Raw genomic sequence first — 12,980 nt, 5'->3', positions numbered from 1 at the left:
GTATTAGACTAGTACTATTATAGTAGACAAGGTTGACCATTTCTCATCACCAGGGAGGACTCGGAAGTAATGGAAGAATTGAAACAGCGAATTTTACAAGACGGTCTGGTTATTGACAATCGTATCTTAAAGATCGACAGCTTTTTGAATCAGCAAATCGACACAGCTCTTATCAATCATGTCGGCCAGGAATTTGCCCGCCGTTTCAAGGATGTTCACATCGACCGCATCATCACCATTGAATCTTCAGGCATTGCCGTGGCTTATGCGGCATCCCTTGCCATGAACAATTGCCCTGTCGTCTTTGCCCGCAAAAAAAAATCACTGCTCACCAAGGGTGAACAGTACTCGGCTAAGATATATTCTTATACCAAGGAAGAAGAATACACGGCAACGATTTGCAAAGACTATCTCCATGCCGGCGAATCGGTCCTCATCATCGACGATTTCCTGGCCAGCGGAGCCGCCGCCGTCGGCCTTACGAAGATTGCCGCCCAAGCCGGCTGCAGCGTAAAAGGCATTGGCATCGTCGTCGAAAAGACCTTCCAATCGGGACGGGGAACCCTTGAAAAAGCCGGTTTCCGTGTAGAATCCTTAGCCAGAATCGCCCGCTTTGAAAACAACAAGCCCATCTTTGTCGAATAAGGAGACTTATCATGCGCGCTCAATTTTTTGACGGCTTCGATTTTGCCACGTTTAAACTCAGCATTGTCGCCATCGAAAAGGTCGATGAATTCTTTAATATCGAAGATTTCGGACTCCATCCCATCATGTACAACGAAGCGTGCCTGCGCGGATATACAGCCGTTTTCGGATTTAACGATGAAAAGATGCTGACCCTTCACAAGCTGTTGACCAATAACAACGGCATGGAACCTCCGGCCATCGACGGCGTCGTACCGGAAGCCTTCCATTCACCGGCCGGCGACCTGAAGTATGACCTCGAACACGTCATTGACTACAGCGGTTCCATCCTGATTGCCAACGGCTTCATCGACAAATACTTCGTCCCCTTCGGCTTCCAGCTCCCCCATGCCTTCCGCAAAATCTACGAACTGACTTTTGACAAAGGATTGTTCGTAAAAGTAGAGGACCGCTCCCAGGAAGCGCAGGAACTTCGCATCGAATACGAAGAACCCCTGCCGCCCAAGAAAAAGATGCAGATGAAGTGGGGCAAGTTGACTCGTAAATCAGAAGAATACGGATTCGACGACGAGACAATCGCCCAGTATATGGACCTCAGTTACGACACGAAGTATTTATTCGGCCGTTCTTAAAGTCCGGTCAAATAGCTTTTGAAATCGGCCCGTAGCACTTGTAGATTTCACAGGCATCGACGCAGCGATTGCAGCGAAGGCACTTGGTCATGTCAACACGAGGTCGTTCAACCCCGTCGGCACAGGTTTCCATGGATAAGGCGTCGTACGGACAGATGCTGATGCAGCAGCCGCATCCTTCACACTCTTTCCGATTAAAATAATCGGGAGACACCAATTCATCAATATGGGTTTTACTCATGTTCATCCCCCCTTATTATAGTTAATCCTATTATACCAAATCACTTTCCAGAAAACCGTTGCAAAAACAACAAGCCCTCAATGGCAGCCATGCATTGGCCGCTTTTGAGGGCTTTCTTATGGGTAAAATCACATTGATAATCGGAAGCTTTCATAAAAACGCACTCCATTGAAGAATAAACGTCGTGTAAACGTCTTTACATCAGATCATCTGAGTGCATTTTTCCGGCGTAAAGACCATGACGCGATTGGCAAAATCGCACTTGTCGTGCATTTCTTCAAAGAGCGGCCCTGACGACAGGAATTCAGCCGTCCCAATGAGGAGGAACCCCGTCCCCATACTCTTGTAGCCCATGATTTTCGGGCTTCCCAGAGTAATTTCAACGTAAGGATTTTCACCGATGTTCCGCTCGGTCTTACGGAAACCGTAGCAGGGAATGAGCAGCTTTTCATCGTCTGTAACGATGATGTATTTATTCCACGTATTCACAACATGAGCCTTGCCATCTTTCGATGCCGTAGCTACGGCTACAATCCCATCGTGTTTTAAGCAATCATAAAATTTTTCTATAAACATAGTCCTATTCTCCTTTTCATTTACACCATATCTTGCAAGCTCTCTTGCATGTCTGTATACTAACAGAAAAAGAGATCCTTAAAAAGATTCAATTCGCGTCTATTTTATAGATCCAATTTCATGAGAAGGAGGCCCCCGATGCTGCTCATCGATAAAAAGAGTTCTAAGCCCCTATACAATCAACTTTACGAAGGCCTGAAACAGCAAATCTTATCGGGTGAACTGACCGCCGGCAGTGCACTTACGGCAACTCGCAAGCTGGCCCAAGAGTACGAAATTTCCCGCAATACGGTCATTACGGCCTATCGTCAACTGGAATTAGAAGGCTACATCTACGGCACGCGCGGCTCTGGATTCTACGTCGAAGCCCTGCCGCCTCAGTCGTATGAATCGAAAGCGGCGGAGCCGTTCACACCGCCTGCAAAAGAACGCCCGCCCCATTATGACTTCCGCTACGGCGGTATCGACCGCAACGTCTATCGAAATCGAGCCTTTCGCCATTCCTTAAACAATGCCCTGGCCGATCTTGAAAATCGGAACATCCTGCTCTATGAGCCGCCGGAAGGTCTGTTTATTCTTCGGCAATGGCTTTGCCGGTATCTGAAACGCTTCCGCGGCGTCCACTGCCGCCCGGAACAGGTCATCATAACCAGCGGCCATCACCATTCCTTAAGCCTGATCACACACCTCATGCCTCCGGAAAAATACGAATTTGCCATCGAAAACCCCGGCTATCGCGGCACGCGCGACGTTTTTTCTCACCAAGGCTATCGCCTGCACTACGCCCCGGTCGGTCCCGAGGGAATCCACCTTTCGTCCTTGCAAGACCTCCCGCCGTCTTTAATCAGTATCACACCGTCCCACCAGTTTCCCTTAGGACAGATCATGCCCATCAAACATCGTTTAGAACTGCTGCAGCTGGCCGAAAAGGGCGGCCATTACATCATTGAAGACGACTATGACAGTGAACTTCGTTATGAAGAGCAGCCCATTCCGTCCCTCCAATCCATCGATACCTATGGCCGCACTTTTTATTTGGGAACCTTCTCCAAAACGATGGCTCCGGACATCCGCTTGGCCTATGTCGTCCTGCCGCCGGCCCTGTCTATCGATTTTGCCGCGGACTATCCCTTCTACAGTTCTCCCGTGCCATCTCTCCTTCAGCTGGCCATGACCGACTTCATGGAGAGCGGCGAGTATGAAAAGCAAGTAAACGCCCTGCGAAATGACTTCCGTAAAAAACACGCTTTGATCCGCAGCTACTTAGAAGAAAACTTTCCCCAAGGAGTCCGCATCCACGGAGGAGGCGGCGGAATGCACTTCGTCCTAGAGCTCCATACGGACTGCGCAGAAACGGACATTCTCAGCCGCTTCCGACAAAATGAAGTCGGCGTTTACTCGCTGAGACCGTACTGGGCCGATCCTGACGACAGCCCGCAGAACCAAATTCTCATCGGCTACGGCGCCATTCCCCTCCATCGCCTGCCCGTCAATTTGGAAGCCTTGGGAGATACCCTGCACGACCTCATACAAGTATAAAAATACCCGTCTTACAGGACACTCCCGTAAGGCGGGTACGTTTAATTTAAGTTTACATCAGTCGATTACTTGTCAAGTTTTCCCAGAGCCTTGGCCACAATGCGGGTCAAGAGAGCTACCGTATCGAGTTCGACCGATTCATCGGCACTGTGAATGTCATGCGTCGTCGGCCCGACAGAAATGATGTCGAGTTTCTGGTTCATGGAGAAGAGATAGCCCGTTTCGAGTCCGCCGTGCATGGCTTCAATGCGGGGATCTCGGCCGGCTTCTTCTCGGTATACGTCAGCAAACAAGGGAACCAGTTTGCTCTTAGGATTTTCAGCCCAAGCCGGTTCCGGCGTAGCCAGGTCAATAGTGCAGCCCGTAAGCTCTGCAAAAACGGGCAGCGTCAGGGCAAATTCACGTAAACGGCCGTCAGACGAGGCCCGCGGGAAGTACTGAATGGCGACGACATCGTCTTCGGTGCGAATCGTCCCGATATTGGCCGACAAGTCCGGCAGTTTCGGAAGCATCTGATTCATGGCAAAGACGCCGCAGTGGAGGATGTTGAGCAGGTTTACAACGGCTTTAGTGTCGTCTTCGGAGAAGGCCTTAGCCGGTACATCGGCGGCAGTTACGACGAGCTGTGCCTTCGTTTCCACCGTCCCGTAAACTTCAGCAATCTGGGCCTGTTCTTCCTGAACAGCCTTCTTAATGGCCGATTCAGCCTTTTCGTCAGCCGTCACAATGACAGCCGAAGCCTGGGATGGAATGGCATTAGCCGCAACGCCGCCGTCAATAGAAACCAGGGTATAAGCTACACCGGCCTGTGCAATGCGGCGCAGGGCTAAGCTTAAGGCTTTGATGGCATTACTTTTGCCGCGGTTTATCGTTTCGCCCGAATGGCCGCCGACAAAGTCTTTGGCTTCAATAGTAAACGCCAGTTTACCAGACGGAGTCTGCCAATGGATGGGACGGTTGAAGTGCGTATGGACGCTGCCGGCCGAACCTACACCGAGCATACCGATATCTTCGGAGTCACAGTTGATGATGTACTTTACATCCTGAACGTGTTTCGGATCTAAATTCATGGCACCGGTCATGCCCGTTTCTTCATCGATCGTAAAGATCAGGCGCAGCGGTCCGTGCTGAATATCCTGCTGAATGAGATACAGCGACAAGGCTACGGCAATCCCGTCATCGGCGCCGAGGCTGGTGCCGTCAGCACGGAGAATATTGCCTTCGCGGACCAATTTTATTTCACTCGTCAATGGGTCGAAGTCAACGCCAGGTTTAGCGACGCAGACCATATCCATATGGCCCTGAAGGACCGTAATCGGCCAGGATTCACAGCCCTTGCTGGCCGGAACATTGGCGACGATATTGTAAACGTCATCTTGAATGACGTCGGTAACGCCCAATTCACGGAGGCGGCTTACGATGTAATCGCTGACAGCTTTTTCATGATGAGACGGGCGCGGATGTTTGGCTAAGCCTTTGAATTCCGCAATAATCCCTTCAATAATTTCATTATCATGCATAGTATAACGCTCCCTTCAAAAGTAGCTTTCTACTTGTGTAATCGCTTTTTATTATACCACGGCGGCCCTTTTCAAGCTACAATTCCATAATGTAGAATATAAATTGCGAAAAAGTAATTATACAAGCTAATTTCCGTGTCCAGTGTACATTTTGATATATGACGAATGCACAAAAAATGAGTATAATATAATTGTTATTGTGTTAGTACATTTTTGTACTCATTAATTCTTATTTGGGAGGTTTGTCTATGAAACCACAATCAAACTTGACTGTGAACTACCCAAGTATGCCGGAATTAACCGCCCGCGGGATGATTCTCGGGGCCTTGATTACCGTTATCTTCACGGCATCCAACGTATACTTGGGCTTAAAAGTCGGTCTGACGTTCTCCTCGTCTATTCCGGCTGCAGTCATCTCCATGGCGATCCTGCGCATGTTCAAAGATTCCAACATTTTGGAAAATAACATGGTACAGACGCAGGCATCGGCTGCCGGCACCTTATCTGCAATCATTTTCATTCTGCCGGGCTTGCTCATGTTGGGATACTGGCAAGGATTCCCCTTCATGGAAACGTTACTGCTCTGCGCCTGCGGCGGTTCTCTCGGGGTCTTATTTACGATTCCCCTCCGCCGTGCCATGGTCGTCAACAGCGACCTGCCCTACCCGGAAGGCCGAGCTGCTGCTGAAATCTTAAAAGTCGGCAGTGAAATCCGCAAAGAAGAAGCAGACGGAGAAACGGGAGCTAAAAAGGAAACCGGCATGAAAGACATCGTCGGCGGTACTGCCCTAGCCGGCCTGTTCAGCCTTTGCTCCAACGGCTTCCACGTTCTCTCCTCGGAATTCAGCTACTGGCTCCACTTCGGCAAAGCCGTCACCCAGATTCCGCTCGGCTTTTCAACGGCCCTTCTCGGCGCCGGCTACCTCATCGGCATCACCAGCGGTATCGCTATCTTAGTCGGTACCCTCTTGTCCTGGTACGTCTTTGTTCCCTACCTGACTTCGATGCTGACGCCGGCTGAAGGCCAATCGGCAGCTGCTTTTGCCCAGACAATTTGGGCTCAGAAAGTCCGCTTCATCGGTGCCGGTTGTATCGGTATCGCCGCTGTCTGGACTTTAATCCGCTTGGCAAAACCGGTCGTCGACGGCATTAAAATGTCGATTGACGCCCTTCGCGCCAACGACACGGAAGAAAAGAAACAGCTCCACCACACGGATATCGATATGACGCCGAAATCGGTCGGCCTCGTCTTCCTGGCTATCCTTATCGGGCTGTTCATCACCTTCTACAACTTCGTAAGCAATGCCGGTCTTTCTTTATCGGTCACCCTCATGTTCATCGTCATCGGCATCTTAGTCGCCATCCTCATGGGCTTCTTCGTCGCCGCTGCCTGCGGGTACATGGCCGGTTTGATCGGCACGTCCGCCAGCCCGATCTCAGGGATCGGTATCCTCGGCATCATCATCTCTTCCCTGGTCGTCCTCGGCTTAGGCTCTTCGGCCGGTGTCTTTGAAACACTTCAAGGAACCCAGTTTGCAACGGCCCTGGCCATCTTCATCACCAGTGTTATCGTCAGCATCGCTGCAATCTCCAACGATAACCTGCAGGACCTCAAGACCGGCTATATCGTCGGCGCTACGCCGTGGAAACAGCAGGTCGCCCTTATCTTAGGCTCTATCGTCGGTGCCATTGCCATCGCTCCGGTCCTGAACCTCTTGTACCAGGCTTACGGCTTCACGGGTGCACTGCCCCGTGCCGGTATGGATCCGACCCAGGCCTTGGCAGCACCTCAGGCTACCTTGATGACGACGATTGCCCAGGGTATCTTCAGCGCCAGCCTCGACTGGAATTACATTCTCTTCGGCGTCGGCGTCGGCATCGTTGCCATCATCATCGATTTACTGTTAACGAAAAACACGAAAGCCTTGGCCTTACCGCCGCTGGCTATCGGCATGGGCATTTACTTGCCGCCTACCCTTGAAATTCCTTTGGTTATCGGCTCCGTTATGGGCTACTTTGTCAATCGTTCCTTGAAAGCTCGTGCCGCTCGCCGCAGCCCGGGCCATGAAGAAGAAGATGTCGAAGCCTGCAACCACCGCGGCGTCCTCTTTGCTTCCGGCCTCATCGTCGGCGAAAGCCTTATGGGCGTCATCATCGCCTTGCTCATCGTCGTTTCAGTCACCTCCGGCGGCAGCGAAAACCCCTTGGCCCTGGTCGGTAAAGACTTCCAGTCCACAGCTGATATCCTCGGCCTCATCGCCTTCATCGCTATGATCGTCATCTTCATCCGCCACATCTTTATTACCAAATTCACTCCGGAAAACGGTTCGAACAAGTAATTAAGGTATACGGTGTATTAAATTTCTGTTAGAAATTAAAAAAGTTTTTCTAAAAAAGTTCTCGCTCCGAGTATCGTCTTCGCAGCGAGGACTTTTTTTGTATATTTTTGAGTAATCGCGTATAATAAAAGCAAGCAACCTAACCCCATCATTGAGTTCCCCGAAGGAGGTCCTTTCTTTGCACTTTCCCAAACTTGATAAACAGTCCCTGACCGAGGGTATCGTCATTCCGGAAATGATAAAAGTCCGGCAAAGCTTCCCGTCACAAAACTTGGCCGATCCTATTGGCCGGTTAAAGGAGCAGCTCCGATCCCTCGATGAAAAAACCATCGAAACCTTAGCAGGAAAACGCATCGGCATCACCGCCGGCAGCCGCGGTCTGCCCCACTATAAAGAACTCATGAAAGCCCTTTGCGACCAGCTCAAAGAGTGGCAGGCAAAACCCTTCATCTTCCCGGCCATGGGCAGCCATGCCGGTGCCACAGCGGAAGGCCAAAAAGCCCACTTAGCCCAGTTCGGAATCACCGAAGACTATCTCGGCGTGCCCGTCTTATCGACCATGGACGTCGTCACCGTCGATACACTGGACGACGGATTCCCCATTTACTGCGACAAGAATGCCTATGAAGCTGACGGCATTATTTTGTTTAACAAGATTAAACCGCATACCCACTTCAAATACGACCACGAATCAGGCTTATTGAAGATGATCTGTATCGGCTGCGGTAAGCACAAAGGGGCCTCTGCCTTCCACGGTCGTGGTTATGACACCTTCGGCCCCAACTTGGAACGAGTGTCCAAGGCTTTCTTAAACAAGGTAAACGTCGTCTTTTCCGTCGGAATGGTCCAGAGCCCCAGCGACGACATCGCCGCCCTAGAAGTCATCCCTACGGATAAATTTTTCGAACGCGACGCCGCTCTGCAAACCCTTGCAAAAGAGCAAATGCCTCGATTGAAGCTTCCCCATATCGACGTCCTCATCGTCGATGAAATCGGCAAGGAAATCAGCGGCACCGGGATGGATCCCAACATCACCGGCCGGACGGAACGGTTCAGCCAGGAACAGGCCTTCCGTTCGCTAGCACCGGAAATCGAACGAATCGTCATCCTCGACATTACCGATGCCTCCCATGGAAACGGCTCCGGCTGCGGCATGGCCGACATCGTCAGCTATCGTTTCGTCAATAAGATGGATTTCGCCTCCGTTTACACCAATTGCATTACGGCCAAATCATTCCGCATGGCCTTACTGCCCCTCTACGGCAACAGCGATAAGGACGCCATCGAAATGGCCATGGCCCATGCCTTCCTGACTGACCCTAATAAAGCCAAAATCGTCCGCATTAAGAATACCTTGAAGCTGGAAGAAATCGAGTGCTCCACTTCCTGCCTGGAAGATATTGAAGGCCGGTCCGATATGACCGTCATCTCCGATCCGTTTACTTGGAAGTTTAACGAAGAAGACAATTTATGGTAGCAAAAAAGCATTGCCTCAAGTCACGTATGGAGGCAATGCTTTTTTATCGAAGTATCTTATTATAAGCCTTTATGGCCTACTTTATCCATCCAGGTGAAGAGTTCTGCTAAGTCATAATCACCGCCGTGGCCCTGTCCCCAGGGAGATGCAAAATCAACATCGTACCCGGCTTGCTGCAGTCGAAGGGCAACGACAGCCGGTACGGCAATGGCCGTGTCCCGATCGGCTTCACCGTGGCGAATACGCCAATATCGAGCCGTCTTGACCTGAGACTTACCGATATAATTCAATGGGTTAAGCAATTTTACGATGGCCTTATCCGCTGTCGTTGCCGTCGTCAGAGAATGGCTTTCCCCATAGTCGGTAAAGTGCTGTTTATCGATCGATGCCGTACCGAATTCTTGATTTTCTCCGGAGCTCAAGTCCAAAGCATCGAAGGCCGGAGCCGCCTTTAAACGAGTGACATCACGGGCATAACCGGCTAAGACTGCATCGACGACCTTCCCGTCTTTAATCGTCAGCCACGATTTAGACGATAAATCGATTCCTTGGTCCAGCGCCGTCTGAGCCGATTCCATGTAAATGGATTTAATGTACTCGGCAAAGGAGCCCTGTCCATTTTCATCGAGAGTTAAGGCCTTTCCGTCTTTATCGACGAGGCGGAGGCCGTTAATGTAGTCCGGGTAGGCGGCTTTCAAGTCCTTAGAAACCTGCTGCTGGGCTGCCGTCATCTCCGTCCCCGTCGTCGCCTCCATAGGCGCATTATCAGGGCGATTCATAACAGCGGACGGGACCTTGGCAGCGCCCTCCGATTTATTGGGATCCTCACCCGGTGCCATAGGAGGCATCATGCCGCCCTTACTCTGGTGATAAGTGTTTACCCCGTTAAACATCCATTCATAAGCCATGTCGGCATGATCCAAGTCCGTAATAGGGCAGTAGACGCTGGAAGCATAAATATCATCCCGTTCATCAGCTGCACCGAGGGCTTTTAAATACGGTTCATAATCGGAACTGTTGCCCGTCGCACCGATAAGGGTTGACAATGCGCCGCCGGCACTGGTCCCATTGGAAATGATTTTTTCCGTGTCACCAGGTAAACGACCGGCATTGTGACGCAAATAGCGAACGGCAGCCTTCATGTCGACGATGAGCGCCGGCGCTTTGCCGGTATAAGATCCGTCGACCCCTTGGTTAGTCCGTCCGCGAGCGCCCGGAGCCGCTACGACATAGCCCTTGGACAAGGCAACGAGAATGGCATTGGCGCCACCGGTCATGCGGTCGTTTTCTGATGGGGTCCCCGGTTCTCCGGGCATATAACCGCCAACCGTGTTAGGCATAAAAATCGGAGCCGTCTTGGCCGTATAGCCATTGATAGATTTTCCTTTAAAATAGCCTTCAGGAACATAAATATTCATGGCTTGATACGTCGTATCGACAGGATGAGCTACGTAAACGCGGTTTTCATAGGCCCGAAAAGCCACTTTCTTGCCGTCGACAGTCATGGTCTTCTTTTCGTATTTTGTCGTATCCAGATCGAGACTGTAAACAGCATTGACAGCGGACTCGGCCTTAGCCCGGGTCGCCGAAGCCGTCGCATCTACCGACACCGGCGATGTCATGGTCCCATCGGCAGCAAAAACCGTCCCGCCGGTCATCAACAAGCAGAGAACTGCCGCCATTACCTTGGTATGCTTCATATGCAAGACCACCTTTCTCGAATCATTTTGAGTTTTACTCTCGCTATTTCTCAGTATAGCATAGAAATGTCTCTTTATAGTGTCAATTTGTTCTATATTATTCACAAAATCGTCGGTGCACAAAAAAAACTGTGCATCGGGTAAAGCCCAAATGCACAGTCTTCTTTCATCGTCTCAACAACACACGCAGCAAATACGTAAATATATGCCAGCCATAGAGGAGTCTGTCGGCCAGTTGTGAACATCGTTTACTCCGGTAAACGGCATAGCTTGAACCGGCCCCCAGAAAGAAGCCGCCAACAACGTCGCTGACGTAATGGAGACGGCAGAGGACGCGCGAAGCCCCTAAGGCCACTGACAACAGGAAGGCCGGCAGGCACCACAGGCTGCGCCGGAGAAAGAGCATGACTGCCACGGCCATGCTGTTCATAGCATGGTTACTGGGAAAAGAGGCATTGGCCTTATGTTTAACCAAGGCCGGCCCTAGTCCGCGGGTAAAAGGACGCGGCCGATGCCATAAAAGCCCGATGAACCAAGAAAGAGTCGACCCCAAAAGGACAGAGAATAAGCAGTAAATCAAGGTCTTCCTCTCTTTTCGCTGTTGCGTTTCAGCTTTAGGGAGAAACCACGCTGCCAGGCCATAGAGGATAAATAAACCGTGTCCAAATCGGGTAAACGACGAAATAAGGCGAAGCCACAAGTTATGGCGCGCCAGAAGAAATAGGATGAGTCGAACCATAGTGACCTCCCGTTGCCAAATCAGCTCTTTTTACATAAAGCCTGCTCCATCGTCCCGGCCATATCGGCCAGAGAAATGCGGCGCATCTGATTTTCCATAGCCGTCTGCACCTGACTCAATTTATCATCGAGACTGAGGTGAATCGTCTTTCCGACCGGGCATTTCGGACTGGGGTGCTCGTGAAAATGGAACAGGGAATCGCTGGTAATACAGTCAACTGCATGGTAAACATCATACAAACTGATATCACGCAAGTCCTTTTTCAGCTCAGCACCGCCGGTTCCCCTCTTGACCGCGATGAAATCAGCTGCTTTTAGCTGAGTAAGCAAGTTTCGAATGATGACCGGATTGGTGCCGACACTGGCGGCAATAAAATTACTGGTTACCTTTTCCGTTTTTTCGAAATGGGCAATGCACAATAAGGTGTGAACAGCCATCGTAAGGCGACTGGAAATCTGCATGTTTAATGGGACTCCACTTCATGAAGAATAGCTAAGTCTGCCGTGCAGGCCGGGCAGTCACAGAACTCGGCACCTTTGGCATGGATATCTTTCGCATGACCTAAGAGTTGTGCGGCCACATCGGCCCCTAAAATCTGTACAGCCGTATCCGATCCGGCAAAGCCGAGCAGTTCATCAATAGTAGATACACCTTGCTTCAGAGCGTCCACATAGGCAGCCGTTGCTGCATCTTTGTCATCGGCATCAAGCCATGCCTGGGCAGCTTTTTTCAGCGTCGGGTTGGCGCTGGGAGCAGCCAGCAAATCCTGAGTTTTCACAGTAATAAAATCAATCACATTCTTATCCATCGTAATCCCTCCTAATCAAGATAACCTTCAATTGTTATAACCTTAATCATTACAACGATATCATAATCCATTTCAAAAACGATGTCAATGGCTGCAGGGTGAAATCTATTTCTCGGTTGACATCATAATAAACTAAATTAAATTCATTTACCATAATTTATATATAAATAAACAGCTTAAATAAGCCATTTTATCCTCAACTTATACCGTCATTTAAACGCATACGGGCCATGTGTAAACGGGTGAATTCGTACCCCATTTCACACTTTTAGTAACAAACAATCACAGAAACCCCCACTCAAACTTAAGGGCATTTTTTCCAAGGACGAAAGATTTTGAGGCATAAAAAAATTCCCCGAAGACGAAGCTTCGAGGAATTTGATGGTGAATAGTAATAACTTAAGCGCGTACGGCTTTGACGGCAGCAATGAATTTCTTGGCCGTTTCCGTAATTTCAGCAGCCGTTTTACCGCCGCCCGTCAGGGCTCCACCGGCACCGACAGCTACGCAGCCGGCCTTAATCCATTCACCGGCGTTGTCGACGTTAACGCCGCCCGTCGGCATGAGCGGGGCCTGCGGCAAGGGGCCGTGGATGGCTTTTATAGCCTTCATGCCTACGACTTCACCCGGGAAGATTTTAATGACGTCAGCGCCGCATTCAAGGGCCGTAACGACGTCTTTCAAGGTCGTCGTTCCCGGCATGACGGCAACGCGGTAGCGGTTGCACAGCTTAATCGTTTCGACGTCGAGGGCCGGCGATACGA

Annotated in this window: 12 protein-coding genes and 1 pseudogene; 5 read left to right on the top strand and 8 right to left on the bottom strand. The window is 50.5% G+C overall.

What is annotated here, in order from left to right; genetic code table 11:
• Positions 1 to 69: 69 nt before the first annotated feature.
• Together QZQ46_RS07470 and QZQ46_RS07465 are read left to right on the top strand one after the other, a co-directional pair.
• Positions 70 to 645, top strand: coding sequence for a xanthine phosphoribosyltransferase (locus QZQ46_RS07470; protein WP_296828482.1), 576 nt, complete (start codon positions 70 to 72; stop codon positions 643 to 645).
• A gap of 11 nt (positions 646 to 656) precedes the next feature.
• Complete coding sequence (locus QZQ46_RS07465; RefSeq protein WP_296828480.1) at positions 657 to 1,277, top strand: hypothetical protein; 621 nt, start codon at positions 657 to 659, stop codon at positions 1,275 to 1,277.
• Positions 1,278 to 1,284: 7 nt separating this feature from the next.
• On the opposite strand, the gene QZQ46_RS07460 is transcribed toward QZQ46_RS07465, so the two are convergent.
• The gene (locus QZQ46_RS07460) at positions 1,285 to 1,518 is read right to left on the bottom strand and encodes a 4Fe-4S binding protein (protein WP_292279898.1); all 234 of its coding nucleotides are present in this window, start codon (positions 1,516 to 1,518) and stop codon (positions 1,285 to 1,287) included.
• 201 nt (positions 1,519 to 1,719) lie between these two features.
• A complete protein-coding gene (locus QZQ46_RS07455; RefSeq protein ID WP_296828478.1) occupies positions 1,720 to 2,094 on the bottom strand; it encodes a pyridoxamine 5'-phosphate oxidase family protein in 375 nt (124 codons plus the stop codon).
• A 138-nt stretch (positions 2,095 to 2,232) separates the two neighbouring features.
• Between QZQ46_RS07455 and QZQ46_RS07450 the strand changes: the two genes are divergently transcribed.
• On the top strand, positions 2,233 to 3,633 hold the full coding sequence (locus QZQ46_RS07450; RefSeq protein ID WP_296828476.1) for a PLP-dependent aminotransferase family protein: 1,401 nt from the start codon (positions 2,233 to 2,235) through the stop codon (positions 3,631 to 3,633).
• Positions 3,634 to 3,698: 65 nt separating this feature from the next.
• Here QZQ46_RS07450 and pepD read toward each other — a convergent pair whose 3' ends face one another.
• On the bottom strand, positions 3,699 to 5,153 hold the full coding sequence (gene pepD, locus QZQ46_RS07445) for a beta-Ala-His dipeptidase (RefSeq protein ID WP_296828473.1): 1,455 nt from the start codon (positions 5,151 to 5,153) through the stop codon (positions 3,699 to 3,701).
• A 248-nt stretch (positions 5,154 to 5,401) separates the two neighbouring features.
• Between pepD and QZQ46_RS07440 the strand changes: the two genes are divergently transcribed.
• Both QZQ46_RS07440 and QZQ46_RS07435 read left to right on the top strand, forming a co-directional pair.
• A complete protein-coding gene (locus QZQ46_RS07440) occupies positions 5,402 to 7,492 on the top strand; it encodes an OPT family oligopeptide transporter (RefSeq protein WP_296828471.1) in 2,091 nt (696 codons plus the stop codon).
• Between the two features lie 178 nt (positions 7,493 to 7,670).
• Positions 7,671 to 8,969, top strand: a complete 1,299-nt coding sequence (locus QZQ46_RS07435; protein WP_296828469.1) for a lactate racemase domain-containing protein — start codon at positions 7,671 to 7,673, stop codon at positions 8,967 to 8,969.
• Positions 8,970 to 9,028: 59 nt separating this feature from the next.
• On the opposite strand, the gene QZQ46_RS07430 is transcribed toward QZQ46_RS07435, so the two are convergent.
• From QZQ46_RS07430 to QZQ46_RS07410, 5 genes and pseudogenes are all read right to left on the bottom strand, one after another.
• Entirely contained in the window at positions 9,029 to 10,669 is a 1,641-nt protein-coding gene (locus tag QZQ46_RS07430) for a subtype B tannase (protein WP_296828467.1), read from the bottom strand.
• A 166-nt stretch (positions 10,670 to 10,835) separates the two neighbouring features.
• The gene (locus tag QZQ46_RS07425) at positions 10,836 to 11,408 is read right to left on the bottom strand and encodes a phosphatase PAP2 family protein (RefSeq protein ID WP_296828465.1); all 573 of its coding nucleotides are present in this window, start codon (positions 11,406 to 11,408) and stop codon (positions 10,836 to 10,838) included.
• A 20-nt stretch (positions 11,409 to 11,428) separates the two neighbouring features.
• Positions 11,429 to 11,869: an Rrf2 family transcriptional regulator gene (locus tag QZQ46_RS07420; protein ID WP_296828463.1), complete on the bottom strand. Its 441-nt coding sequence runs from the start codon at positions 11,867 to 11,869 to the stop codon at positions 11,429 to 11,431.
• Between the two features lie 2 nt (positions 11,870 to 11,871).
• Complete coding sequence (locus QZQ46_RS07415) at positions 11,872 to 12,216, bottom strand: molecular chaperone Hsp90 (protein ID WP_296828461.1); 345 nt, start codon at positions 12,214 to 12,216, stop codon at positions 11,872 to 11,874.
• Between the two features lie 399 nt (positions 12,217 to 12,615).
• A pseudogene (locus QZQ46_RS07410) lies at positions 12,616 to 12,980 on the bottom strand (bifunctional 2-keto-4-hydroxyglutarate aldolase/2-keto-3-deoxy-6-phosphogluconate aldolase); the annotation flags it as partial.

The sequence above is a fragment of the uncultured Megasphaera sp. genome, from assembly GCF_900539295.1.
In the GTDB taxonomy this organism is placed as follows: domain Bacteria; phylum Bacillota; class Negativicutes; order Veillonellales; family Megasphaeraceae; genus Megasphaera.
The sequence above is the reverse complement of the archived record's forward strand: the minus strand, read 5'-3'. Positions and strand labels throughout refer to the sequence as shown.

Bases quoted from the DNA above. Each gene is read 5' to 3' on its own strand.
- QZQ46_RS07420 (WP_296828463.1), bottom strand. From the start codon at position 11,869: ATGCAGATTTCCAGTCGCCTTACGATGGCTGTTCACACCTTATTGTGC.
- QZQ46_RS07440 (WP_296828471.1), top strand. From the start codon at position 5,402: ATGAAACCACAATCAAACTTGACTGTGAACTACCCAAGTATGCCGGAA.
- QZQ46_RS07450 (WP_296828476.1), top strand. From the start codon at position 2,233: ATGCTGCTCATCGATAAAAAGAGTTCTAAGCCCCTATACAATCAACTT.
- QZQ46_RS07455 (WP_296828478.1), bottom strand. From the start codon at position 2,094: ATGTTTATAGAAAAATTTTATGATTGCTTAAAACACGATGGGATTGTA.
- QZQ46_RS07460 (WP_292279898.1), bottom strand. From the start codon at position 1,518: ATGAGTAAAACCCATATTGATGAATTGGTGTCTCCCGATTATTTTAAT.
- QZQ46_RS07465 (WP_296828480.1), top strand. From the start codon at position 657: ATGCGCGCTCAATTTTTTGACGGCTTCGATTTTGCCACGTTTAAACTC.
- QZQ46_RS07470 (WP_296828482.1), top strand. From the start codon at position 70: ATGGAAGAATTGAAACAGCGAATTTTACAAGACGGTCTGGTTATTGAC.
- QZQ46_RS07430 (WP_296828467.1), bottom strand. From the start codon at position 10,669: ATGAAGCATACCAAGGTAATGGCGGCAGTTCTCTGCTTGTTGATGACC.
- QZQ46_RS07425 (WP_296828465.1), bottom strand. From the start codon at position 11,408: ATGGTTCGACTCATCCTATTTCTTCTGGCGCGCCATAACTTGTGGCTT.
- QZQ46_RS07415 (WP_296828461.1), bottom strand. From the start codon at position 12,216: ATGGATAAGAATGTGATTGATTTTATTACTGTGAAAACTCAGGATTTG.
- pepD (WP_296828473.1), bottom strand. From the start codon at position 5,153: ATGCATGATAATGAAATTATTGAAGGGATTATTGCGGAATTCAAAGGC.